The 22,343-nt window shown below is 70.1% G+C and carries 19 protein-coding genes; 13 read left to right on the top strand and 6 right to left on the bottom strand.

What is annotated here, in order from left to right; translation table 11 throughout:
- Positions 1-12 precede the first annotated feature (12 nt).
- The 3 genes from SK571_RS34765 to SK571_RS34775 all read left to right on the top strand — a co-directional run bounded on the left by SK571_RS34765 (position 13) and on the right by SK571_RS34775 (position 5,100).
- Positions 13-1,152 carry an exonuclease SbcCD subunit D gene (locus SK571_RS34765; RefSeq protein ID WP_319988351.1) on the top strand — a complete coding sequence of 380 codons (1,140 nt, stop codon included), beginning with the start codon at positions 13-15 and terminating at the stop codon, positions 1,150-1,152.
- Entirely contained in the window at positions 1,149-4,025 is a 2,877-nt protein-coding gene (locus SK571_RS34770; RefSeq protein ID WP_319988352.1) for an SMC family ATPase, read from the top strand. Before SK571_RS34765 ends, SK571_RS34770 begins: the two co-directional genes overlap by 4 nt.
- 580 nt (positions 4,026-4,605) lie before the next feature.
- Positions 4,606-5,100, top strand: coding sequence for a hypothetical protein (locus SK571_RS34775; protein ID WP_319988353.1), 495 nt, complete (start codon positions 4,606-4,608; stop codon positions 5,098-5,100).
- Here the strand turns inward: SK571_RS34775 and SK571_RS34780 are convergent.
- The gene (locus SK571_RS34780) at positions 5,097-5,594 is read right to left on the bottom strand and encodes a methylated-DNA--[protein]-cysteine S-methyltransferase (protein WP_266040852.1); all 498 of its coding nucleotides are present in this window, start codon (positions 5,592-5,594) and stop codon (positions 5,097-5,099) included. The two genes, SK571_RS34775 and SK571_RS34780, sit on opposite strands and share 4 nt — an antisense overlap.
- Positions 5,591-6,877 (bottom strand): bifunctional transcriptional activator/DNA repair enzyme AdaA, encoded by a 1,287-nt coding sequence (locus tag SK571_RS34785; protein ID WP_319988354.1) that lies wholly within the window; start codon positions 6,875-6,877, stop codon positions 5,591-5,593. Before SK571_RS34785 ends, SK571_RS34780 begins: the two co-directional genes overlap by 4 nt.
- A gap of 80 nt (positions 6,878-6,957) precedes the next feature.
- On the opposite strand from SK571_RS34785, the gene ychF reads away from it, so the two are divergent.
- The 4 genes from ychF (at position 6,958) to SK571_RS34805 (ending at position 12,540) form a co-directional block, all read left to right on the top strand.
- Entirely contained in the window at positions 6,958-8,037 is a 1,080-nt protein-coding gene (ychF, locus tag SK571_RS34790) for a redox-regulated ATPase YchF (RefSeq protein WP_319988355.1), read from the top strand.
- Positions 8,038-8,172: 135 nt separating this feature from the next.
- Complete coding sequence (locus SK571_RS34795; RefSeq protein ID WP_319988356.1) at positions 8,173-10,827, top strand: AfsR/SARP family transcriptional regulator; 2,655 nt, start codon at positions 8,173-8,175, stop codon at positions 10,825-10,827.
- Between the two features lie 63 nt (positions 10,828-10,890).
- Positions 10,891-11,046, top strand: a complete 156-nt coding sequence (locus tag SK571_RS34800) for a DUF6131 family protein (RefSeq protein WP_090007203.1) — start codon at positions 10,891-10,893, stop codon at positions 11,044-11,046.
- A gap of 279 nt (positions 11,047-11,325) precedes the next feature.
- The gene (locus SK571_RS34805; RefSeq protein WP_319988357.1) at positions 11,326-12,540 is read left to right on the top strand and encodes a mannosyltransferase; all 1,215 of its coding nucleotides are present in this window, start codon (positions 11,326-11,328) and stop codon (positions 12,538-12,540) included.
- A 65-nt stretch (positions 12,541-12,605) separates the two neighbouring features.
- Here the strand turns inward: SK571_RS34805 and SK571_RS34810 are convergent, their stop codons facing one another.
- Entirely contained in the window at positions 12,606-12,899 is a 294-nt protein-coding gene (locus SK571_RS34810) for a 4a-hydroxytetrahydrobiopterin dehydratase (RefSeq protein WP_319988358.1), read from the bottom strand.
- 131 nt (positions 12,900-13,030) lie between these two features.
- On the opposite strand from SK571_RS34810, the gene SK571_RS34815 reads away from it, so the two are divergent.
- From SK571_RS34815 to SK571_RS34830, 4 genes are read left to right on the top strand one after another with little or no spacing between them, the layout of a single operon-like run.
- Positions 13,031-14,035 carry a thiamine ABC transporter substrate-binding protein gene (locus SK571_RS34815; protein WP_406602082.1) on the top strand — a complete coding sequence of 335 codons (1,005 nt, stop codon included), beginning with the start codon at positions 13,031-13,033 and terminating at the stop codon, positions 14,033-14,035.
- Complete coding sequence (locus tag SK571_RS34820; RefSeq protein ID WP_319988359.1) at positions 13,999-15,618, top strand: ABC transporter permease; 1,620 nt, start codon at positions 13,999-14,001, stop codon at positions 15,616-15,618. Before SK571_RS34815 ends, SK571_RS34820 begins: the two co-directional genes overlap by 37 nt.
- Positions 15,618-16,568 carry an ABC transporter ATP-binding protein gene (locus SK571_RS34825; RefSeq protein ID WP_319988360.1) on the top strand — a complete coding sequence of 317 codons (951 nt, stop codon included), beginning with the start codon at positions 15,618-15,620 and terminating at the stop codon, positions 16,566-16,568. Before SK571_RS34820 ends, SK571_RS34825 begins: the two co-directional genes overlap by 1 nt.
- 12 nt (positions 16,569-16,580) lie before the next feature.
- A complete protein-coding gene (locus tag SK571_RS34830; RefSeq protein WP_319988361.1) occupies positions 16,581-17,339 on the top strand; it encodes an SDR family oxidoreductase in 759 nt (252 codons plus the stop codon).
- On the opposite strand, the gene SK571_RS34835 is transcribed toward SK571_RS34830, so the two are convergent.
- Genes SK571_RS34835 through SK571_RS34845 form a run of 3 tightly spaced genes read right to left on the bottom strand, consistent with a single transcriptional unit; the run spans position 17,336 to position 20,219 of the window.
- Entirely contained in the window at positions 17,336-18,148 is an 813-nt protein-coding gene (locus SK571_RS34835; RefSeq protein WP_319988362.1) for an ABC transporter permease, read from the bottom strand. The two genes, SK571_RS34830 and SK571_RS34835, sit on opposite strands and share 4 nt — an antisense overlap.
- Positions 18,145-19,149 carry an ABC transporter ATP-binding protein gene (locus SK571_RS34840; RefSeq protein WP_319988363.1) on the bottom strand — a complete coding sequence of 335 codons (1,005 nt, stop codon included), beginning with the start codon at positions 19,147-19,149 and terminating at the stop codon, positions 18,145-18,147. Before SK571_RS34840 ends, SK571_RS34835 begins: the two co-directional genes overlap by 4 nt.
- Complete coding sequence (locus SK571_RS34845; RefSeq protein ID WP_319988364.1) at positions 19,146-20,219, bottom strand: LolA family protein; 1,074 nt, start codon at positions 20,217-20,219, stop codon at positions 19,146-19,148. The genes SK571_RS34840 and SK571_RS34845 overlap by 4 nt, the downstream gene beginning before the upstream one ends.
- A 167-nt stretch (positions 20,220-20,386) precedes the next feature.
- On the opposite strand from SK571_RS34845, the gene SK571_RS34850 reads away from it, so the two are divergent.
- Both SK571_RS34850 and SK571_RS34855 read left to right on the top strand, forming a co-directional pair.
- Positions 20,387-21,088, top strand: coding sequence for a response regulator transcription factor (locus tag SK571_RS34850; RefSeq protein ID WP_319988365.1), 702 nt, complete (start codon positions 20,387-20,389; stop codon positions 21,086-21,088).
- Entirely contained in the window at positions 21,085-22,341 is a 1,257-nt protein-coding gene (locus tag SK571_RS34855; RefSeq protein ID WP_319988366.1) for a sensor histidine kinase, read from the top strand. The genes SK571_RS34850 and SK571_RS34855 overlap by 4 nt, the downstream gene beginning before the upstream one ends.
- Positions 22,342-22,343: the final 2 nt, after the last annotated feature.

Consider the following 22,343-nt stretch of genomic DNA (forward strand, 5'->3'; position numbering starts at 1 on the left):
ACGGTTGGGGCCATGCGGATCCTGCACACCTCCGACTGGCACGTGGGGCGCACCTTCCACGGCCGTGACCTGCTCGTGGAGCAGGAGTCGGTGCTGGGCGGCCTCGCTGACCTGGTCTCTTCCGAGAAGGTCGACGTCGTGGTCATCTCGGGCGACCTGTACGACCGCGCCGTGCCGTCCGCCGATGCGGTGGCGTTGTGCGCGCGGGTGCTGATGAGGATCCGCGCGGCCGGCGCGAAGATCGTGATCACGCCCGGCAACCACGACTCGGCGGCGCGGATCGGGGTGTTCGGGGAGTTCGCGGCGGCGGGCGGGCTGTACCTGCGCACGCAGATCTCGTTGCTGGACAAGCCCGTCGAGCTGGAGGACGAGCACGGGCCCGTCGCGGTGTACGGGATCCCGTTCCTGGAGCCGGAGCCCGCGCGGCACGTGCTCGGGGTGCCGGAGAAGGGGCACGCGCCCGTGCTCGGCGAGGCGATGCGGCGCATTCGCGCCGACCTGGCATCGAGGGACTCGCGTTCCGTGGTGCTGGCGCACGCCTTCGTGACGGGCGGGGCACCGTCGGAGTCCGAGCGCACCATCGCGGTGGGTGGCGTTCAGGACGTGTCGATGCAGGTGTTCTCGGGCGTCGACTACGTGGCCCTCGGGCATCTGCACGGGCCGCAGACCCTGGCGGAGAACCTGAGGTACTCGGGAAGTCCGCTGGCGTACTCGTTCTCCGAGGCGCGGCACCGCAAGTCGGTGTGGCTGGTCGAGCTGGACGAGGGCGGGCTCGTCGGGGTGGAGCGGCGTGATCTGCCGGTGCCGCGGCAGCTGGCCGTGGTGAGCGGGACGCTGGCCGAGGTGCTGGAGGATCCGGCGCACACACCGCTGGAGGACCACTTCCTGTCGGTCGTGCTGACGGACCACGTGCGGCCGATGGACGCGTTGCGGCAGTTGCAGAAGCGGTTCGAGCACGCGGTGCACGTGGAGTGGCGGCCGGCGCAGGGCCTGCAGCACGACATGACCTACGCGGACCGGGTGCGCGGCCGTTCCGACGAGGAAGTGGCGTGCTGCTTCGTGTCGGACGCCCGCGGCTCCGAGCCTTCCGAAGCGGAGAAGGCGTTGCTGCGCGAGGCGTTCGCGTCGGTGGCGAGGGAGCAGGAGCAATGAGACTGCACCGCCTGGAACTGACGGCGTTCGGGCCCTACCCGAAGCCCGAGGCCGTCGACTTCGACGAGCTGGGCGCGGACGGGCTGTTCCTGCTGCATGGAGACACGGGCGCGGGCAAGACGACGTTGCTCGACGCCGTGGCGTTCGCGTTGTTCGGCCGCGTGCCGGGTGCGCGGGGCGACGTGAAGAAGCTGCGGTGCGAGTACGCCGATCCCGAGGTGCCGACGGAGGTGTCTCTGGAGCTCACGGTGCAGTCGCGGCGCTTCCGGATCGTGCGCTCGCCGGAGTTCGACCGCCCGAAGAAGCGCGGCGGAGGCTTCACCACACAGCCCGCGAAGTGCACGCTGACCTGGCTCGAGGGCTGGGATGGCGAGGGCATCACCCGCATCGACGACGTGGCGCGCGCGGTCGAGGACATGCTGGGCATGTCGTACGAGCAGTTCTTCCAGGTCGTGCTGCTGCCCCAGGGCGAGTTCGCGCGGTTCCTGCGCTCGGACACGGCCGAACGCGAGGTGTTGCTGGAGAAGCTCTTCGGCACCGAGCGGTTCCTCGACGTGGAGAAGTGGTTCCGCGACCGGCGCGTCGTCGCGGGCCGGGTGCTGGAGGAGCGCCGCAAGGGTGCGAACGAGCTCATGCACCGCGTGGCGGAGGCCGCCGGCGGCGAGCCGTCGAGCGAGCCGGGCTGGCTGGAATCCGTGCTGGAGCGCCTTTCCACCGCCGTGACTGCGGCCGGTGCGCTGTCGGAGGAGACGGCGGGCCTGGCCGACGGCGCGGACGCGATGCTGGCCCAGGCCCGCGTGCAGGCCGACCAGATCCGCCGCGTGCGCGAGGCCCGCGAGTTGCTGGCCCGCGTGGAGGCCGCCGACTCGGCGTCGTGGTTCGCCGAACGCGACGCCGCCCGCCGTGCGAGCCCGGTCGTGCCGGCGTTCGGTGAGATCGCGAAACTCCAGCAGTCCTTCGAGTTCGCCGTCCGCGACGAGGCCCGCGCGTTGGAGTCGTTGGAGCGCTTGGGTTACACGGGTTCTTCGTTGCGGGAGGACGCCGAGCGCTACCGCGAGGAGGCCGGTGGCCTGGGCGAACTCGCCGCCGAGGCCGAGCGCCAGCAGGCCGACGTGCGCCGGTTGTCGGTGCTGAAGAACTCCTCGCACCAGGTGGAACGCCGCCTGCTGGCGTTGAACGCCGAACTGGAGGTGCTGCCGGAACGCGTGGCGCAGTGCCGCCTCCAGCTGGACGCGGCCGCCGAAGCCTCGGCGCGCCTGGAGTCGCTGAAGTCCCGCGCCGACGCCGCCCTGGCGCTGCCGGACGCCACGGAAGCGTTGGAGCGCAGCAAAAAGGCGCTGCACGAGGCCATCGACGTCCACCAGAAGACGAAGGACGTCCTCCAGCAGGTCCGCCACCAGCGCCTGGAGAACATGGCGATCGAACTGGCGGCGGCCCTGAAACGCGGCAAGCCCTGTGCCGTCTGCGGCTCGCCCTCGCACCCGGCCCCGGCCCAGCCGATGCTGGGTGGAGTCGACGCGACCCACGAGGAAGACGCGGCCCAGGAGGAACAGGTCGCCCTGGACCGCCGCAACGAGGCCGAACGCGCCGTCCACGCCGCCGAACTGCGCGTCCAGGCCTGCTGGGAAGCCCTGGGCTCCGACGAACCCGCCGCCGCCATCGCCGAGTACCGCACGGCGCTGGAGCTGGCCCGCACCCGTTCGCAACGGCAGACCGAGTTCGTCGGCCTGGAGGCCAAGACCCGGGAACTGGGCGCGGAGAAGGCCCAGGTGGAGCAGGACCTGGTGGGCCTGCGCACCGAGCACGCGTCGCTGGTGGGGGTCGTCGAGGAGCGCGGTGCCCGGCTCGACAAGGCCCGCGGCGACCACGACGACGTCCTGACCCGCCGCGACCACCTGCTGAAGCTGGCGAAAGCGTTGGTGGAGCTGGCCGATCGCCGTTCCGCCCGCGACGCCGCAAGCGCACGGGTCGAAGAACAGCAGGCCCTCGTCGCGGCGCTCGCCGCCGAGGCCGGCTTCGCTGACGTCGACTCCGCGCTGGCCGCAGCGCGTCCCGCCATCAAGTTGCAGGCCCTGGACGAGCGCATCGCGGCCTGGGAACGGGCACGGGCCTCCGCGCTGGCGACGCTGGAGGAGCTGGCCGGGGTGGACCCGGACTCCGAGGTGGACCTGGGCGAGGTGACGGCGGCGGCGTCGTCCGCCCGTGCCGCCGCGTCCTCCGCCGCCACCGGTCTGGCACGTGCCCAGGCGGCGCTGGACCGGGTCGGCGAGCTGGCAGCGCGGCTGCGCGCAGAGTGGAAGTCGCTGAAGCCGCTGGAGGCCACCTACGCCGAGCTGGACGCGCTGACCGACGTGATCAACGGGCGAGGGCAGAACTCCAAGAAGATGACCCTGCGGTCGTACGTGCTGGCGGCGCGGCTGGAGGAGGTAGCGGTGGCCGCCTCCGCCCGGCTGCACCGGATGAGCCAGGGGCGGTACAGCTTCGTGCACTCCGACTCGGCCGGGGCGCGCGGGACCCGCGGTGGGCTGAACCTCGACGTGCTGGACGACTACTCGGGGCGGGCCCGGCCGGCCAAGACGTTGTCCGGCGGGGAGTCGTTCCTCGCTTCGCTGTCGCTCGCCTTGGGGCTGGCCGACGTGGTGGCCAACGAGACCGGTGGGGCGTTGCTGGACACCCTGTTCGTCGACGAGGGGTTCGGGACGTTGGACTCGGACACGCTGGACATCGTCATGAACACGTTGGACGAGTTGCGGGCTGGGGGACGGGTTGTGGGGTTGGTGTCGCACGTCGAGGAGTTGCGGCAGCGGATTCCCACTCGGTTGAGGGTGCGGAAGGCTCGGACCGGGTCGACGTTGGAGATGTCGCTGGGGTGACGGGTGCCGGGGTGCCGTGTGGGTCGCCTCGCGTGGGCTGGCGGGTTGGCACCGTGCGGGTCGGCTTGCGTGGGCTGGCGGGTTGGCACCGTGCGGGTCGGTTTGCGTTGGCTGGCGCCGGTTCCAGCGGGGTGGGTCGCCGATGCGCTCAGGTCGCCTTGCGTGGGTGGCTGGGCGGGCAGTGCCGGGCCGGTGCCGGTCATCGCCGCTTCGCGTCGATAGCGATTGGGGCTTGACCTTGAGCCTTTGGCGGGATGCTTAAACGGCCGGAAAAGGGCCGGGCTGAAAAGCGCCCGGCCGTGCCGTGAGAGGAGCATCCCGCCCACTCAAGGTCAAGCTCCAATCGCGGTGCGGCGGTTGCGTCACCACCGCTTATCCGGCAGAGAGAGGTTCACACGCCTCGGCTTCGCCATTGCCGTTGGCCGCAGGGTGGCTCGGCTCCGCCGTTGCCCTTCGCGTAGGGAGAGACGCCTCGGCTCCGCCGTTGCGTTGGGCGGCAGGGTGGCTCGGCTTCGCCGTTGCCCTGACCGGCACGGTGTCCTGTGTGGACGGGGTCGGCTGGCGGCTCTAACCTCGGCTCGTGCTGTCCCACGTGGAAGTCACCGCCCGCGTCACCGTCACCCCGGCTGCCCACTTCGTGTGGTCGAACCGGCTCGACTTCGTCCACGACTGCCTCGTGTGCCTACGGGTCGGGCGCGTTGTGCAGTTGCAGCACGGGATGCCGTACGGGCTCTGCACCGGCAACGAGCATCCGGCTCCGGTGCGCGTCAGCGCGTTCGATGCCACCGAGCACGGTGCCGAGCGGAGGTTGCGGTGCCGGATCACGTCGTGGTGGGCGCCGTTCAGCGACCTGGCGGAGCCTGAGGTTCAAGCCTCGGAGCTGACCGCGGAGCCGTGGGTGCAGCTCAACTACCGGATCGGGTGCCACACCTGCCGTGACAACGGGGTCGGCGAGTGGCTTGGCATCGAGGGCCATTTGAGGTCCGGCGCGGCTCCGGTGGCCAGTTCGTGCCCCAGGTGCGGGACCGAGCTGGTGTCCGCGGCGGCCGTGCCGGAGATCGACCTCGTCGGTTAGTTCTCGTGGGCGAGGAGCCAGCGCTTGACGTCGAGGCCCCAGCGGAAACCGCCCAGGTTGCCGCCGATCCGGATCACGCGGTGGCAGGGGACGAAGAGGGCCGCTGAGTTGCGGGCGCAGGCCGAGGCCGCTGCCCTGATCGCGGCCGGGCGGCCGGAGAGTTCGGCGTACTCGGAGTAGGTGACGGGTTCGCCTGCCTTCACCGTGCGCAGGACGTCCCAGGCGTGCTGGAGGAACGGGCCCGACTTCTGGCGGACCTCGATCGTGTCGATCGCCGTCAGGTCGCCCTCGTGGTAGGCGATGGTCGCCTTGGTGACGTCGCCCAGGTCCGGGCGCGGGGTGATCTCGGACGGCATCAGGGTGGCGTGGATCTGGGGCGTCAGCAGGGCCAGGTCGGCGGTCCAGCCGCTGGCGAGCACTGCTCCGTCCGGCGCGACGATCGCGGTGAACGGCCCCGCAGGGGTGTCCACAGTGGACGTGTGCGCGACGGTCATGATGTTGCTGCCTTCCTCGTCAGGTGTGCTCCGGCGTAGGAGCGCCACGGCCGCCAGTCGGGGCCGTGGGAAGCCAGGTGTCGTGCGGCTCGGGGGAGCACCAGGACGTCCGGTGCGCCCAGCACTCGCATGGCCACCTCGTCGGCCACCGCTGCGCCGGCCAAGGGGGTCAGTTCTTCGGTCAGGTCCTCGATCGAGCGGCCCACGTCCACGACGAGTCTGCCGCTCGCCAGCGCCTCGGTGACGGGGTGGTCCCCGGCCGCGTAGAGGTGGGTCAGGTCGCCGTCCGGGATCTGCAGCGGGACGCCGGTGAACGGGGCCACCAGGCGCAGCAGGGTCTCGGCGCCGTCGACGCTGCCCGCCACGCGGATGCCGGGGGCCTCGCGGACCAGGGGACCGATGATCGGGTCCGCGCCCAGGAACTCGTCGACGGCCATCGGGTCGGCGTCGAGGTCCAGGAGGCGGCGGACGCGGGAGACGGCCGCGCCCAGGTCCCGCACGTCGGCGAGGCGCAGTGAGCACAGGACGTGGTCGGCCGGGAACGTCAGGCGGACCGTTGCCTCGCCGTGCGGGAGCGCCAGCGTCCGGGCGTAGGAGTCCGCGGTCACCTCTTCGACGCCGGGCAGCGCGTGCGCCCGGAAGTGGGCGAGCAGGCCCGTGGCGTCGAACGGCGCCCGGTACGGCAGGCGCAGGACGATGCGGCCCGGAGTGCCGACCGGGGCCTTGCCGCGGCCTCGCATGTCGGACGGGGTCGAGGCGAACACCATGCGGATCGTGTCGTTGAACTGGCGCACCGACGCGAAGCCCGCGGCGAACGCGATGTCGGCGAACGGCAGTTCGGTCGTCTCGATCAGCAGCCGGGCGGCGTGGGCGCGGTGGGCGCGGGCCAGGGCCAGCGGACCGGCGCCCAGTTCGGCGGTCAGCACGCGGGTGAGGTGGCGTTCCGAGTAGCCGAGCCTGGAGGCCAGGCCCGTCACGCCGTCGCGTTCCACGATGCCGTCGCTGATCAGGCGCATCGCCCGGCCGGCCAGGTCCGCGCGGAGGTTCCACTCGGGGGAGCCGGGCACGGCGTCGGGCAGGCAGCGGCGGCAGGCGCGGAAACCGGCCGACTGGGCCGCGGCGGCCGTGAGGAAGAACTGGCTGTTCCGGCGCTTCGGGGTCACCGCGGGGCACGACGGCCGGCAGTAGATGCCGGTCGTGCGGACCGCGTGGATGAAGCACCCGTCGAAACGGGCGTCACGTGCGGAGCACACCCGGTACGCGTGTTCTTCGTCAATGACCATGCCATCGATCCTGCCAGCGGGAACGAGCAATGGCTCGCGGAAATCGGACACGACCGTCCCCTGCCGTAGACTCGCTCCCCGTGAGTTTGACCCTCGGTATCGTCGGCCTGCCCAACGTTGGCAAGTCCACCCTGTTCAACGCGCTCACGCGCAACGACGTGCTCGCCGCGAACTACCCGTTCGCGACGATCGAGCCGAACGTGGGCGTCGTGCCGCTGCCGGACGCGCGTCTCTCCAAGCTCGCCGAGATCTTCGGTTCCGAGCGCGAGGTGCCCGCCGTGGTGTCGTTCGTCGACATCGCCGGCATCGTCAAGGGCGCGTCGGAGGGAGAAGGCCTCGGCAACAAGTTCCTCGCGAACATCCGCGAAGCGAACGCGATCTGCCAGGTCATCCGCGTCTTCGACGACCCGGACGTCGTGCACGTCGACGGCCGCGTCGACCCGTCCAGCGACATCGAGACGATCAACACCGAGCTGATCCTCGCCGACCTCCAGACCCTCGAGAAGGCCATTCCGAGGATCGAGAAGGAGGCGCGGATGCAGAAGGACCGCCGCGCCGTCCTGGAGAACGCGAAGAAGGCCAAGGACATCCTCGACGCCGGCCGCACGCTGTTCGCGGCGCAGTCCGAAGTGGACGGCGAACTGCTGCGTGAGCTCTCCCTGCTCACCACCAAGCCGTTCCTCTACGTCTTCAACGCCGACGAGGGCGTGCTGACCGACGAGGCACGCGTGAAGGAACTGCGCGAGATGGTCGCCCCGGCCGACGCCGTGTTCCTCGACGCCAAGGTCGAGTCGGAACTGCTCGAGCTCGACGAGGAGTCGGCCCGCGAGCTGCTCGAGTCCATCGGCCAGCACGAGCCCGGCCTGCACTCGCTGGCCCGCGCAGGCTTCCACACCCTCGGTCTGCAGACCTACCTCACGGCGGGCCCGAAGGAGGCGCGCGCCTGGACGATCCCGCAGGGCGCCACCGCCCCGCAGGCCGCCGGCGTGATCCACACCGACTTCGAGAAGGGCTTCATCAAGGCCGAGGTCGTGTCGTTCGACGACCTGGTGGCCTCGGGCTCGAAGGCCGACGCGAAGGCGGCGGGCAAGGTCCGCATGGAGGGCAAGGACTACGTCATGAACGACGGCGACGTGGTGGAGTTCCGCTTCAACGTCTGATCAGTGCACCGCGAAGGCCCCTTCCTGCCCGGGAAGGGGCCTTCGCCGTCCCAGTTCGCGCACCTAGACTTCCAGCCCGTGAGAGTTGAGTACCGGGTACTGGGGCCCCTCGAGGTACTGCTCGACGGTGAACCCGTGGCTGTTCCTGCGGGGCGCGGACGGGTGTTGCTTGCCACGTTGTTGTTGCGCGCCAATGAGTTCGTCCCGGTGGACGAACTCGTCGAACGGGTGTGGGACGGCGAGCCGCCTGCCCCCGGTCGCGCGCACAAGACGTTGCAGACGGTCGTGCTGCGGTTGCGACAGGCGCTGGGCGCCGCCAACTGCGTTCGCACGTCGTCGCGCGGCTACTCGGCCGAGGTCGGCCCCGGCCAGCTCGATCTCGCGCGGTTCCGCGAGCTCACCGCCCGGGGCGAGCACCGCGCGGCACTGGAGCTGTGGCGTGGTCCGGTGCTGGGCAACGTCACGTCGGAGGCGCTGCACCGAGACGACGTGCCGCGGCTGGTGGAGGAGCAGGTCGTCGCGCTGGAACGTCGCATCGACGAGGACCTCGCCCGCTCTACCGACGTGCTGGTGCCGGAGCTGTGGTCGCTGGTGCGGCAACACCCGTTGCGCGAGACGTTCTGGGCGCAACTGATGCTTGCGCTGCACCGGGCGGGCCGGCAGGCGGAGGCGCTCACGGTCTACCAGGAGGTCCGCGAGCATCTCGCGGACGAGCTCGGCGTGGATCCCGGCCAACGACTCCGCGAAGCGCACGAGCAGGTCCTCAGCGGCGAAGTGCCGGCCTCACCGGTCGTACCCCGTCAGCTGCCACCTGCCCATCCGCACTTCGCAGGCCGTGAGCACGAGCTGGCACGGCTGACGGAGATCGCAGGGGCGCGCCCCGGCGAGCCCGTGTTGATCTCCGCGATCACCGGCATCGGTGGCGTCGGCAAGACAGCGCTCGCCGTGCAGTGGGCACATCAGGTCGCGGACCGCTTCCCGGACGGGCAGCTCTACGTCAACCTGCGTGGCTTCGACCTCCGCGCCGAGCCGCTCGATCCGGTCGCGGTGGCCCGCGACTTCCTCGTGGCGCTCGGTGCACCCGCGAACGAGTTGCCGTCGTCCAGCGAGGCGGTGATCGCCGAGTACAGGTCGTTGCTGGCACGGCGCCGGATGCTGGTGGTGCTGGACAACGCCCGTGACGTCGACCAGGTGCGCCCGTTGCTGCCCGGCGGGCCCGGCAAACTGGTGCTGGTCACCAGCCGCAACCGCCTGAGCGGGCTCGTCGTGCGAGAGGGTGCGCAGCCGACAGCGCTGGACGTCATGGACGAGCAGGCCGCCACCGATCTGCTGACCGAACGGATCGGCGCGGCACGGATCACGGCCGAGCCGGACGCCGTCGCGCGGCTGCTCGAGCGATGTGCGGGTCTTCCGCTGGCGCTGGGCATCGTGGCCGCCCGCGCGGCCTACGGCGACCCGCTCGCAGCACTCGCGGAGGAGCTGGAGCAGGAACGGCTCGACGCGCTCGACATCGACGACCCCACCACCGGCGTTCGCCACGTCTTCTCGTGGTCACTGCGGTCCGTCAGCGAGCCCGCCGCCGAGGTCTTCGTGGTGCTCGGTCGTCATCCCGGCCCGGAGTTCACGGTCGAGGCCGCCGCAAGCCTCGCCGCCGTCTCGGGAGCGGAAGCACAGCGGGCGCTCAGCGAACTGACCGCGTGCAGCCTCGTCACCAGGACGAACACCGGCCGGTACCTGCTGCACGACCTGTTGCGGGACTACGCCGCCGAACGCTTCGGCGAGCTGTCGCAGGAACGCCAGGCCGAGGCGCAGCAGCGAATGTTCGACCACTACGTGCACTCCTCGCTGAAGGCGAACCGGATGACGGAGAGCAGGGCCGTCTGGACGCCGCTGGCACCTCCGTCGCCGAAGGCCGTGATCGCGCCGGTGCCGGACGTGCGGGCGGCGAAGGACTGGTTCCGGATCGAGCAGTCGGTGCTGCTGGGCGTGTTGACCGAGATGGTGGCGGCAGGCGTCGACGACTTCGTGTGGCGGTTGGCCTACACGCTCCACCTGCCCTTGTTGCGCCAAGGACTGCTGGCCGAGGCCGAGGGAGCTGAGGTGCTCGCGCTGGCTGCCGCACAACGGCGGAACGACGTCTTCGGGCAACAGCGGCTTCATCGCGCGCTCGGCGGGATCTACATCGCGAAACGAGCTTTTCCGGAGGCTGAGCTCCACCTGCGTGCGGCGCTGCGCTGCGAAGAGGAGATGGACAACGTCAACGGGCAGGCGGACGTCTCGCGCGGGCTGGCGCACTTGTACGAGGAGATGGGGCACCACGACCGCTCGCTGGAGACCTTGAGCCGCCTGTACCCGAGGATCGCTGAGCTGGACGTGTTTCAGCGAGGCTCCTACCTCGCATCGTATGCACGGGCCCTGCACCAGGCCGGTGAGCGCGAGCACGCGATCGAACTCTGCCGGGAGGCGGAGGCGTCGTTCGAGTTGGACACCGGCTCGTTGGCCGTACCCCATGCGAACAACGCCGAGACGCTGGGGGACATCTACATGGAACTGGCCAGGTATGCCGAGGCCGTGGACAGCTACCGCCTCTCCGTCGACCGGTTGCGGGCGATGCACCACACCTACTACCTGGGAGAAGGGCTCGTCCGGTTGGCCAGGGCGCAAATAGCGGTAGGGGAGGTCGCCGCAGCGCGGGAACACCTGGCGGAAGCCTTGTCGATCTACGAGAAGCTGCGGCACCGCGGAACGGACGAGGCCCGCGAGCTGCTTGCATCGGTGACGAATGTATGAAGCGAGGTTTGTACCGACCTCGGTGGGGTAGCCCTAGAACAGGATTCCCCACCTGGAGGTGTCATGATCGTCCTCGGACTGATCCTGCTCGTCGTCGGATGGCTTGCTGGCATCAGCATCCTGACGACGCTTGGCGTGGTGTTGCTGGTGATCGGCGCGATTCTCGCCGTGTTGGGCGCGGTCGGCAAGCCGATCGGCGGCCGGGCGCACTACTTCTAAACGCCGTACCGGAACACCGTTCCCCCCTCGGAGACGGTGAAGGGGCAACCTCCACATAGGAGGTTGCCCCTTCTTTATGTCTCACAACGGCTTTACACGTTGTTCTTGGCGCGTGCGGCAGCGGCGAACACTCCGAACGCGACCCCCAGCATGGCCAGAGCGGCGACAGCGGCAACTACAAGATCAACAGACATGATCAGAAAAACTCCCTCTTGCGATCTCTCCCGTCCTAATGACGCCGGGGTACCCCGTTTCGTTGCCTCGGGTAACGTTTTCGGGGTGAAACTCCGTGCTGTGGAAGCGCGTGTGCTCTCCGTAGCACCGTGGCTGCTCGCGTTGTCGGTCGCCGGGCACCTGTTCATGGTCGCCTTCCAGGCGAAGATGACCATGATCGACCTGCTCGTGTACCGCAACGGGTCGCCGCACCTGTTCTCCGGCGACCTCTACGAGTGGCGGCTCGACCAGTACGCGGACGTGTTCCCGCTGCCGTTCACCTACCCGCCGTTCGCGGCCGCGATCTTCACGCCGATGAGCTGGGTGCCGTGGGAGGCGTCGCGCTGGATCTGGCAGCTGATCTGCCTGGGCTGCCTCTACTTCATCGTGCGCACCAGTCTGAAGCTGCTGAAGCTGCAGGACCCGCGCCGCGCCATGATGTGGACCGCGCTGACGCTGTGGATCGAGCCGGTCCGCACCACGCTCAACTACGGCCAGATCAACCTGGTGCTGGTCGCGATCCTGATCGGCACCCTTGCCAGCGCGCGCAACTGGGTCGGCGGTGCCGGCGTGGGTTTCGCCGCCGGCATCAAGCTCACGCCCGCGATTTCAGGGCTCTACTTCCTGATCCAGCGGCGGTGGATGGCCGCTGTGTGGTCGTTCGTCGCTTTTGTCGTGGTGTACGGCATCGGCTGGGCCATCTCACCGTCCCAGTCGGACAAGTTCTGGTTCCAGCTGCTCGGTGACGCGAGTCGCGTCGGCCCCGTCGGCAGCGCGATCAACCAGTCACTGCGCGGTGCGCTGAGCCGCACGGTCGGTTACGACGTCAAGACGGGGCCGATCTACATCGTCGCCGTGCTCGTCGCGGCCGCCCTCACGTGGTTCGCGGTCAGCAGGACCAAGGACGTGCTGGCGTTGATCGTCAGCGTGCAGATGCTCGGCCTGCTGGTCTCGCCGATCTCGTGGAGTCACCACTGGGTGTGGATGGTGCCCGCCCTCCTGTGGTTGATCTACTCCGGCGGTCACCTGCTGTGCAAGATCACCGCCGGCCTGTGGGTGCTGCTGACCGGCGGTTACCTGATCTCGTTCCTGCTGCTCGCCCAGCCGAACATCTGGGACTTCCCGCGGCCCTGGTACTTCGTGCTGCTCGGGTGGGGCTATCCGGCCGCGGGCATGCTCACTCTGGTCGCGATCGGGCTGGCAGCCAGGCGTGAGCGGAACGAGCCGCTGCCCGGCGACGAGGAAGCCGCCGACGGCGAACCCAGCCGAGTCGCCGGCTGACGCGGGCTGCCACGAGTCGCGCCCGGCGGTCCACAGGCCTGTGAGCAGCGCACGTCTTGACCGAATCAGCTCATCGCGTCCAGAACTCCGTCGATCTCCTCGGCGAGGGACACGTCGAGCGCGGTGATTCCTCCCTTGTAGTGCGTGCTCAGGCGAAATGTCAGTGTCTTGTACCGGATGTCGATGTCCGGGTGGTGGTTGTCGTTCTCCGCGATCTCCGCGACCCGGTTCACGACCATGATCGCGTGGGAGAAGCTCGGCAGCTCCACGGTCCGGACCAGCGCCGCGTCCTGGGGGCACCAGCCGGGCAGCTTGGGCAGGATGAGGTCCAACTGATCGTCGCTCAACAGCTCGGCCATGTCCTGATCGTCCCACCACGTCACGTAGGCTGCGCGTTTACCACGGGAGTCCGGTGAAGCGCCGGGCTGAGAGGAGGGCTCGCAAGCCCTCGACCGTCCACCTGATCCGGGTCATACCGGCGTAGGGAGAGATCGCTGTGAGAAGGATTTGTGCTGTTTTCGCTGCTCTGGTGCTGACCGGTTGTTCGGCCGGTACGTCGACCGCGCCGCAGTCGCACGAGGTCACGCTGGTGACCCACGACTCGTTCGTGGTGAAGCCGGAGGTGCTGGAGGAGTTCCAGAAGTCCTCGGGCATCACCGTGAAGCAGGTCGCGAGCGGTGACGCGGGCGAACTGACGAACAAGCTGGTGCTCACCAAGGCGAACCCGATCGGCGACGTCGCGTTCGGCGTCGACTCGACGTTCGCCTCGCGGGCGCTGTCGGAAGGCGTGTTCGCCGAGTACGCCTCGCCGGAGGCCTCGAAGGGCGCCCAGCGCTACAAGGCCGACGACTCGAACCGCCTGCAGGCCGTCGACGTCGGTGACGTGTGCCTGAACATCGACCCGGCCAAGCTCGGCGGCGTCGAGCCCAAGTCGTACGACGACCTGATCGACCCGAAGTTCAAGGACAAGCTGGTCGTCGAGAACCCGGCCACGTCCTCACCCGGTCTCGCGTTCCTGCTCGGCACGATCGCCAAGTACGGCGAGAACGGCTGGCAGGACTACTGGACCAAGCTCAGGGCCAACGGCGTCAAGGTCGTGAGCGGCTGGGAAGAGGCCTACAACCAGGAGTTCTCCGCCACGAAGGGCGATCGGCCGATCGTCGTGTCCTACGCGTCGTCACCGTCGGCCGAGGGCGGCAAGACCAAGGCCGTGCTGGACACCTGCTACCGCCAGGTCGAGTACGCGGGCGTGCTGTCCGGTGCCAAGAACCCCGAGGACGCGAAGAAGGTCCTCGACTTCCTGCTGGGCGAGAAGTTCCAGGCCCAGGTGGCCGAGCAGATGTACGTCTACCCGTCGCGTGAAGGTGTCGCGCTGCCCGAGTCGTGGGCCAAGGACGCGCCGTTGCCGTCTTCGCCGCAGTCGCTTCCCGCGGACAAGGTGAAGGACAACCGCGAGGCATGGGTCGAGCAGTGGCGCAAGCTCGTGCAGGGCTGAGTTCCCGTACGGGCTGGTCGGCCGCGGCGCTGCTGCCGCTGGCTTTCCTGGCCCTCTTCTTCGCCTGGCCCGTGCTGGCGATCGTCTCGCTCGGGCTGCGCGAAGGCGGTGTGCTGTCGGCGCTGGCCGACAGCGACACCTGGGAACTCGTCGGCTTCACGCTGGGACAGGCGCTGGCGTCGACGGTCGTGGCGGTCCTCGCCGGGATGCCGCTGGCGTTCGTGCTGGCGCGGTGCCGGATTCGCGGCCTCGGACTGATCAGGGCCGCCGTGATGGTGCCGTTCGTGCTGCCGACCGTGGTGGTGGGCCTGGCCTTCCGGACGTTCTGGCCCGACGGCGGCGTGCTGCCGATCGTGCTGGCGAACGCGTTCTTCAACGTCGCCGTGGTCGCGCGGACCGTCGGCGGGCTTTGGGCGCACACGGATCGACGCGCCGAGGACGCGGCCCGGGCTCTGGGCGCTTCGCGGCCGCGGGCGTTCCTGTCGGTGGTGCTGCCCGCGCTGGCACCGGCGATCGGGTCTGCCGCGGCGGTCGTTTTCCTGTTCTGCGCCACCAGTTTCGGTGTCGTGCTGGTGCTGGGCGGGTCGCGGTACCGGACCCTGGAGACCGAGATCTACCTGCGCACCGTCGAGCTGTTCGACCTGTCCGGGGCGGCGGCGTTGTCGTTGCTGCAGTTCGCCGCCGTGCTGGCGGTGCTGGTGCTGGGCGCGCTGGCCCGGCGCAGGCGGGAGACCGCGCTGGCGTTGCGGGACAGGGAAGAGCTGGCGCGACGGCCGTCCGGCGGCGAGTGGTACGTGGTCCTCGCCGCGTTCGCCGTCGTGGTGGCGTTGCTGACGCCGGTCGTCGGGCTGGTGACGCGCTCGCTGTCCACGAGGGATGGCTGGAGCCTCGCCGGGTACGTCGCGCTGAACACCCGTGGCGACCGCGGCACGCTGGCGGTCACCGGCATCGACGCCGCGGTGAACTCGCTGCGCACTGCCTTCGACGCGACCCTGGTGGCGCTGGTGGTCGGCGTGTTCTCGGCCGTCGTGCTGGTCGGGCTGCGGCGGTCGGGGGCCCGCTTCGCCGAGGTGCTGGACACCGCGTTGATGCTGCCGCTCGGCGTGTCCGCGGTGACGGTCGGCTTCGGCTACCTGATCACGATGGACGCCCTGCCGGGCGACTTCCGGACCTCGCCGATGCTGGTGCCGCTGGCGCAGGCGCTGGTGGTGACGCCGTTGATCGTGCGGATGGTGCTGCCGGTGCTGAGGGCCGTCGACGAACGGCTGCGGCAGGCGGCGGCGACGCTGGGCGCCTCGCCGGTCCGGGTGTGGCGCGAGGTGGACCTGCCGCTGGTCGGGCGGTCCCTGGTGGCGGCGGCCGGGTTCGGGTACGTCGTGGCGCTGGGGGAGTTCGGGGCCACGAGCTTCCTGGCCAGGCCGGACGCGCCGACGTTGCCGGTGGTGATCGCGCGGCTGATGTCGCGGCCGGGGGAGTTGAACAGCCAGATGGCCTACGCGGCGTGTGCGCTGCTGATGGTCGTGACGGTCGGGTGCGTGCTGCTGATCGAGCGGTTGCGCGTGCCGAGCAGCGGGGAGTTCTGATGGCGCTGGAACTGGACTCGATCACCGTCCGGTATGGACAGACGGCCGCGGTGGCGGACGTGTCGCTTTCGGTGGCTGACGGCGAGGTCGTGGCGCTGCTCGGGCCGTCGGGGTGCGGCAAGTCGACGTTGCTGCGCACGGTGGCCGGGCTGGAGAAGCCCACGTCGGGGTCTGTCTGCTGGGACACCACCGATCTGGCCGGCGTCCCGGTGCACCGGCGCGAGTTCGGGCTGGTCTTCCAGGACGGGCAGCTGTTCCCGCACCGGACGGTGGCCGGGAACGTGGCGTTCGGCCTGCGGATGAAGAAGGTCGAACGCGAGGCGCGGGACAAGCGCGTGCTGTCGCTGCTGGAACTGGTCGGGCTCGAGGGCTATGCCGATCGCCGCGTGACGCAGCTGTCCGGCGGCGAGCAGCAACGGGTGGCGCTCGCGCGGGCGTTGGCGCCGTCACCTCGGTTGTTGCTGCTGGACGAGCCGTTGTCGGCGCTGGACAGGGCGTTGCGCGAACAGCTCGCGGTCGACCTGGCGCGGTTGCTGCGGGAGGCCGCGACGACGGCTCTTGTCGTGACGCACGACCACGACGAGGCCTTCACGCTGGCCGACCGGGTGGCGATCATGTCGCGGGGCCGGATCGTCCAGGTCGGTCCGCCGGCCGAGGTGTGGTCCTCGCCGGTCGACGTGGAGACCGCGAAGTTCCTGGGCTGCAACAAGTTCGTGCCCGGCTCGTTCGTGGGGCTGGACGTCGAGCGGGTCGGGTTGCGGGCCACGGCGCTGCGGGTCGACTCCGACGGGCTGATCGAAGGCACGGTGGTGGAACGGGTCCATCGGCGCGATCACGTGCGGCTGCTCGTGGAGATCGGCGGCGAGGAGTACGAGGCCGTGGGACCGGTGTCCGTGGGAGACCGCGTGCGGCTCGCAATTGACTTGGACGGCGTCGCGCGAGTCGGGTAGTCATTGAGTCCTATGGGACTTCTTGAGGGGCGCGTCGCACTGGTCACCGGTGTGAGCAGGCGACAGGGAATCGGCTACGCGATCGCATCCAGGCTGTCCGGCCTGGGCGCCGACCTGTTCGTGCAGCACCACGTCGCACATGACGCCGAGCAACCGTGGGGCGCGGATTCGATCGAGGACGTGATCGCGGGCATCGGCGGTCGCGTCGAGCACCTCGGCGCCGATCTCGCTCTGCCCGACGCGCCCGACCAGCTGGTGGCGGCCGCGGTCGAGGCTTACGGGCGTGTCGACGTGCTGGTGTGCAACCACGCGAGCAGCGGGCCCGACGGTGCGCTGGGTGACCTGGACGCGGAGAAGATCGACGCGCACTACGCGGTGAACACGCGGTCGTCGATCCTGTTGGCGCAAGCGTTTGCCCGGCAGCACGACGGGGCACCGGGCGGACGTGTCGTGTTCCTGACGTCCGGGCAGAACCTCGGGCCGATGCCGGGTGAGATCGCCTACGCGGCGTCGAAGGGGGCGCTGGTGGGAGTCATGTCGACGCTGTCGCACCAGCTGATCAGGCAGGGGATCACCGTCAACGCGGTGAACCCCGGCCCGACCGACACCGGCTACGCCGGCGAGGAGACGAGGGAGTGGGTGCGCGAACGCATGCCACTCGGCCGCTGGGGTCAGCCGGACGACGCCGCCCGGCTGATCTCCTGGCTCTGCACCGACGACGCTGAGTGGATCACCGGTCAGGTGATCAACAGCGAGGGCGGGTTTCGCTAGCTGTCCTTCGTGATCAGGCGGATGGCCGCGAGGCCCGTGCCGATCAGCAGGTAGCACCCGGCGAGCAGCGTGCTGTCGCCGATCTGCCCGAGCGGGATCGGATCGCGCATCACGTCGATCAGCCCCGGGAAGCCCGTCGTGATCAGGAACGGGTGCAGCCAGTCCAGCGACGAGAACTGCCCCAGCACCTGGAACACGATGATCGTCGTCATCGTCGCCGCCTGCACCACGAGCGGGTGCTCGGTGGTGGCCGAGACGGCGAGGGCGACCGCGCCGATCGCCACCATCTGGAACGTCACCAGCAGGATGAACAAACCGATGCGCAGCAGGCCCTCGGCGGTCGAGAGCGTGGTGCCGGACAGCGTCATCATGCCGTCGGTGCCGAGGAACGCCGTGCCCGCGATGATGCCGACGACCGCCATCAGCGTGACGGCGAACAGCGACATCGCGGTGAGGCCGAAGAGCTTCACGAACAGCAGCCGCACGCGTGACACCGGTGCGACCAGCAGGCCGCGCAACGTGCCGTGCTGGGCCTCGCCCGCGAGCCCGTCCGCCGCCCAGATGGACGCCACGAGCGGCAGCAACAGGTTGAGCGACAGGAACAACGTGAAGATCGGCACGACCATGCCGTTGCCCTGCAGGATCGCGCCGAGCCCCGGAGGCCCGCCGCCACCCTCACCCTCGTCGCTCGCGGTCCAGATGCCGAAGCTGATGAGGATCGGGACGAGGATCAGGCCGAACAACCCGATGAGGGTCCGCGGCCTGCGCAGCATCCAGCGCACCTCGGAGCCGAACTGACGCGTGATCATCGGCGTCCCCCGTCCAGAGTGTCCACAGCGGACATTCCGCGTTCGGCCTCCTCGGCCTCGGTGAGCCGTGCGAACAGCTCCTCCAGACCGGTCTTCCAGCGCGTCGCCTCGAAGACGCGGGCGCCGCCCTGGACGAGCGTCTCGATCACCTGCGGCGCGCTCGTCCCGGCGAGCTCGACCCGGAGGCCCTCACCGAGCGGACGCGCGGAGATCTTGGCCTGCCGGAGAGCGCTCAGCGCCTTCTCGACGTCCGGGGTGATCACCTGGAGCGCCGAGCCGCCCGCCTGCAGCAGTTCGGTCAGCTCTCCCTGTGCCACCACGGTGCCGCGGTGCAGCACCGCGACGTGCGTGCAGGTGGCCTCGACCTCGCTCAGCAGGTGGCTGGAGACGAGGACGGTGCTGCCGGCCGCGTGCAGATCCGCGATGATCTTGCGGATCTCCCGCGTGCCGGCCGGGTCGAGGCCGTTGGTCGGCTCGTCGAGGACGACGAGCTTGCGCGGCACGAGCAACGCCGCGGCGAGGCCGAGACGTTGCTTCATGCCGAGCGAGTACCCCCGGTACCTGCGGTGGGCCGCCTGGGCGAGCCCGACGCGTTCGATGGCGTCCTCGACGGCCTGCTTGATCTCCTTGCGAGGCAGCAGAGGCTCGAACGCGGCACACCTGACGAGGTTCTCCCGTCCGCTGAGGAACGGGTGGAACCCCGGACCCTCGACCAGCGCGCCCACGTGCGGCAGCGCCTGCTCGGCTCCCTCTGGCAGCGGCCTTCCGAGCAGTTCGATCTCCCCCTGCGTGGGGCGGACCAACCCGAGCAGCATCCGGATCGTGGTCGTCTTGCCGGACCCGTTGGGCCCGAGCATGCCGAGCACGGCACCTTCCGGCAGCTCGAGGTCGACGCGGTCCACGGCGACCGTGCTCCCGTACTCCTTGCGCAGACCCCTGGTCCGCGCGGCGACAGCGGTCTTGCTGGGCGCTGTCACCGGCGCGCTGGTCGAGGTGGTCAATTCACCTGTCCGATCGTGTCGAACAGGACCTGCTCGGGCACGGCGCCCGCGACGACACGGCCGTCGTCCGTGATCAGGATCGTGGCGACCTTCGTGGTGAAGATCTGGCCGCTACCCCAGGCACCGCTGACCTTCTTCGTGAACTTGTCGACCAGGCCCTGGGCCTCGGCGGGAACCTGGGTCATGGCCTCGGCCGGAATGCGTGCGCCGACGACCGTGTCCCAGCCCGTGCCGAAGATCTGCGGGTCCTTGCCCTGCAACGCCTGCTCCAGGCCGAGCTCGGGTTCGCGGTCGCGGCCCTTCTGCTCCTTGGCCTCCGGCGTGGTGACCTTGGCCTGGGCCGGCGGCGTGAACTCGAAGAGCTTCGGGTCCTGCGCGCCCACGTTGATCTCGCGGAAGCCGACCGTGCCCGCGGGCTCGCTCGCGCCGTTGGTCAGAACGGCGACGCGCAACGGCATCTTCAGCTCGGCGTCGACCGCGATCCGCACCTCGCGGATCAGGGTCTTCTCGCTGGCCTTGGGGGTCAGCACGAGCTCGTAGGCGGCACGGTTCGCGACTCGCGCGGTGCCGTCGACGGTGATGTCGCTGAACTCCTTGGTCATGCCGACGACCTGCTTGGCCGCGGTGGCCGGGTCGACCGACTCGGCCTTCTCGTTCCCGGCCTTCGGCTCGTCCGCCTTGTGCTCGGCCTTGGTGACCTCGTTGTCCGCGGAGTTCCAAGACCACGTGGTCTTGCCGTCGTTCACGATGGTCTGCTCGGACTGGCCGTTCGGCAGGGCGGCGCGGAACTTGCCGTTGCCGTCCGTCCAGATCCGGGCGCTGTGCTTGCCGTCGGCGAGCTGCGGGATCTCGGCGAGCGACGGCAGGCCGAGCTTGTTGTCGACCTCCACCGTTCCGCCGAACGCACCCGGCTTGCTCGTCAGCACCTGTTCGACGAGTGACTCCGCGGACACGTCCGGGAGTGACGGCGGCTGGCCCGCACCCGCTGGCATGGCGGCAAGGCTGAGCCCTGCCACACCGGTGATCACACCGGCCGCCGCAGCGGCCAGGGTCACCTTTCGCTTGTTCATCAGTGGTCCCCTCCTCCAAGGGCTTGTACCCATAGCTTGGTGGTGGGTTGCTGAGATGGTGCTGAGACTACTCCCACCTGCGGTTTTGTGCTTGCGCGCCGATGGTTTCTGAGAGTCGGCTGAGATCTTGCGCGCAGCTGAGAGCCGAGCGCGTCATGCTGTGACCCGTGAAGCCTCGAGTGCTGGTCGTGGACGACGAAGTCGGCGTGCGCCGGGCGTTGGAGCGTGGCCTTTCGGCCGAGGGCATGGAGGTCGTCACGGCCTCCGACGGGCCCACGGCGTTGCGGGTGGCGTTGACCGGGGCCTTCGACGTGGTGCTGCTGGACATCATGCTGCCCGGGCTGTCGGGCTACCGCGTGCTGCAACGGATGCGCGCCGACGGGGTGCGCACGCCGGTGCTGATGGTGTCCGCCAAGGACGGGGAGGTCGACCAGGCGGACGGGCTGGACCTCGGCGCCGACGGGTACCTGGTCAAGCCGTTCAGCTTCGTCGTGCTGGTGGCCCAGGTCAGGGCGTTGCTGCGGCGGGGTGGCGGTGCTCGCCGGAGGCTGACGCTGGGGCACCTGGTGATCGACCGCGGGCTGCGCGAGGTCAGCTGGGGCGGGCAGGACGTGTCGCTGTCGCCGCGCGAGTACGCGGTGCTCGACGTGCTGGCGTCGCGGGCGGGGTCCGTGGTGACCAAGGACGAGCTGCTGCGGACCGTCTGGGGAGACGAGCAGGCCGCCACCAGGAACGCCGTCGAGGTCTACGTGGGGTACCTCCGGCGCAAGCTGGAAGCCGTGGGCGCCGGTGAGGTCGTGCGGACCATTCGCGGGCACGGGTATATCGCGTCCACGCCTGACCTGGACAACGCGCTGGGGAACAAGTGAGTCCTGGCTGGTGGTTGCGGCGCACGCTGCGCTTCCGCATCACCGTCGTGGCCACCGGGGTCGCGTTGCTGTGCCTGCTCGCGTTCACGGGCCTGGCGCCCGCGTTGATCGGGCTGATCCAGATCACGGCGGTCGACCAGGAGCTGGAGAAGTCGCCGCCTCGGGTGCTGGACGTGGCCGGCGTGCCGGTGGACGGCAAGCCGCCGCTCCCGTTGACCGCGCAGGACATCCGGACCCTGCGGTCCGGGGAGCCCGTGCTGCGGCTGGAGGGGGAGTCCGCGCTCCGGTTCCGGGGGCAGGTGGTGTTCTCCGGGGACGGGACACCCCGGCTGGAGGTCTACGCCAGCACGTTGCTCGGGTACGGGAAGGCCAACACGCTCGGCTCGCGCTGGCTGGCCGTCGCGGCGGTGCTGGTGGCCGGGCTGGTGGGGATCGCGACCTGGCTGTCGGTGCGCTCGTCGTTGCGGCCGGTCGAACGGATGCGGGTCGCGGCGGGGGAGCTGCCGCACGGGGAGCGGTTGCCGGTGCCGCCGTCGCGCGACGAGCTGCAGGCGCTGGCCGAGGCGCTGAACGCGTTGCTGGCCCGGCGCGACGAGGCCTCGGACCGGCTGCGGCGGTTCACCGGGGACGCGGCGCACGAGCTGAGGTCACCGGTCGCGTCCGTGCGGGCGCAGGCCGAGGTCGCGGTGGCGCACCCGGATCCCGACTTCTCCATCGAGGTGCTGGAGTCGGTGGTCGAGGAGTCGATCCGGCTCAGCGCGCTCGTGGAGTCGTTGCTGATCCTGGCCCGCGCGGACACGGCGGCGCCGCCGCGCGCCGAGGCCGTGGACCTGGTGCTGGAGGCCGAGGCGGCGATCTCCCGGCTGGACACGGAGCTGCTGGTGCGGCTGACCGCCCCGCCGTCGGCGTGCCTGGTGTCGGCCACGCGCTCCGAGATCGAGCTGGTGCTGGACAACCTGCTGCGCAACGCCGCCCGGTACGCGTACTCGACGATCACGCTCACGCTGGTGCCGGTCGGGCGGGACGTGCGGCTGCTCGTGGACGACGACGGGCACGGCATCCCCGCCGAGCACCGCGCGAAGGTGTTCGACCGGTTCTACCGGGTGGAGGAGGACCGAGGCCGCCGGTCCGGCGGGTTCGGTCTCGGACTGGCCCTGGTGTCGCATCTCGTGCTGCGGAGGGGCGGGACGGTCCGTGCCGCGGAGTCACCTGCCGGTGGTGCGCGTTTGGAGATCCGCTGGCCGTCCTGGTAGCA

Source organism: Lentzea kristufekii, from assembly GCF_033949925.1.
GTDB classification, from domain to species: domain Bacteria; phylum Actinomycetota; class Actinomycetes; order Mycobacteriales; family Pseudonocardiaceae; genus Lentzea; species Lentzea kristufekii.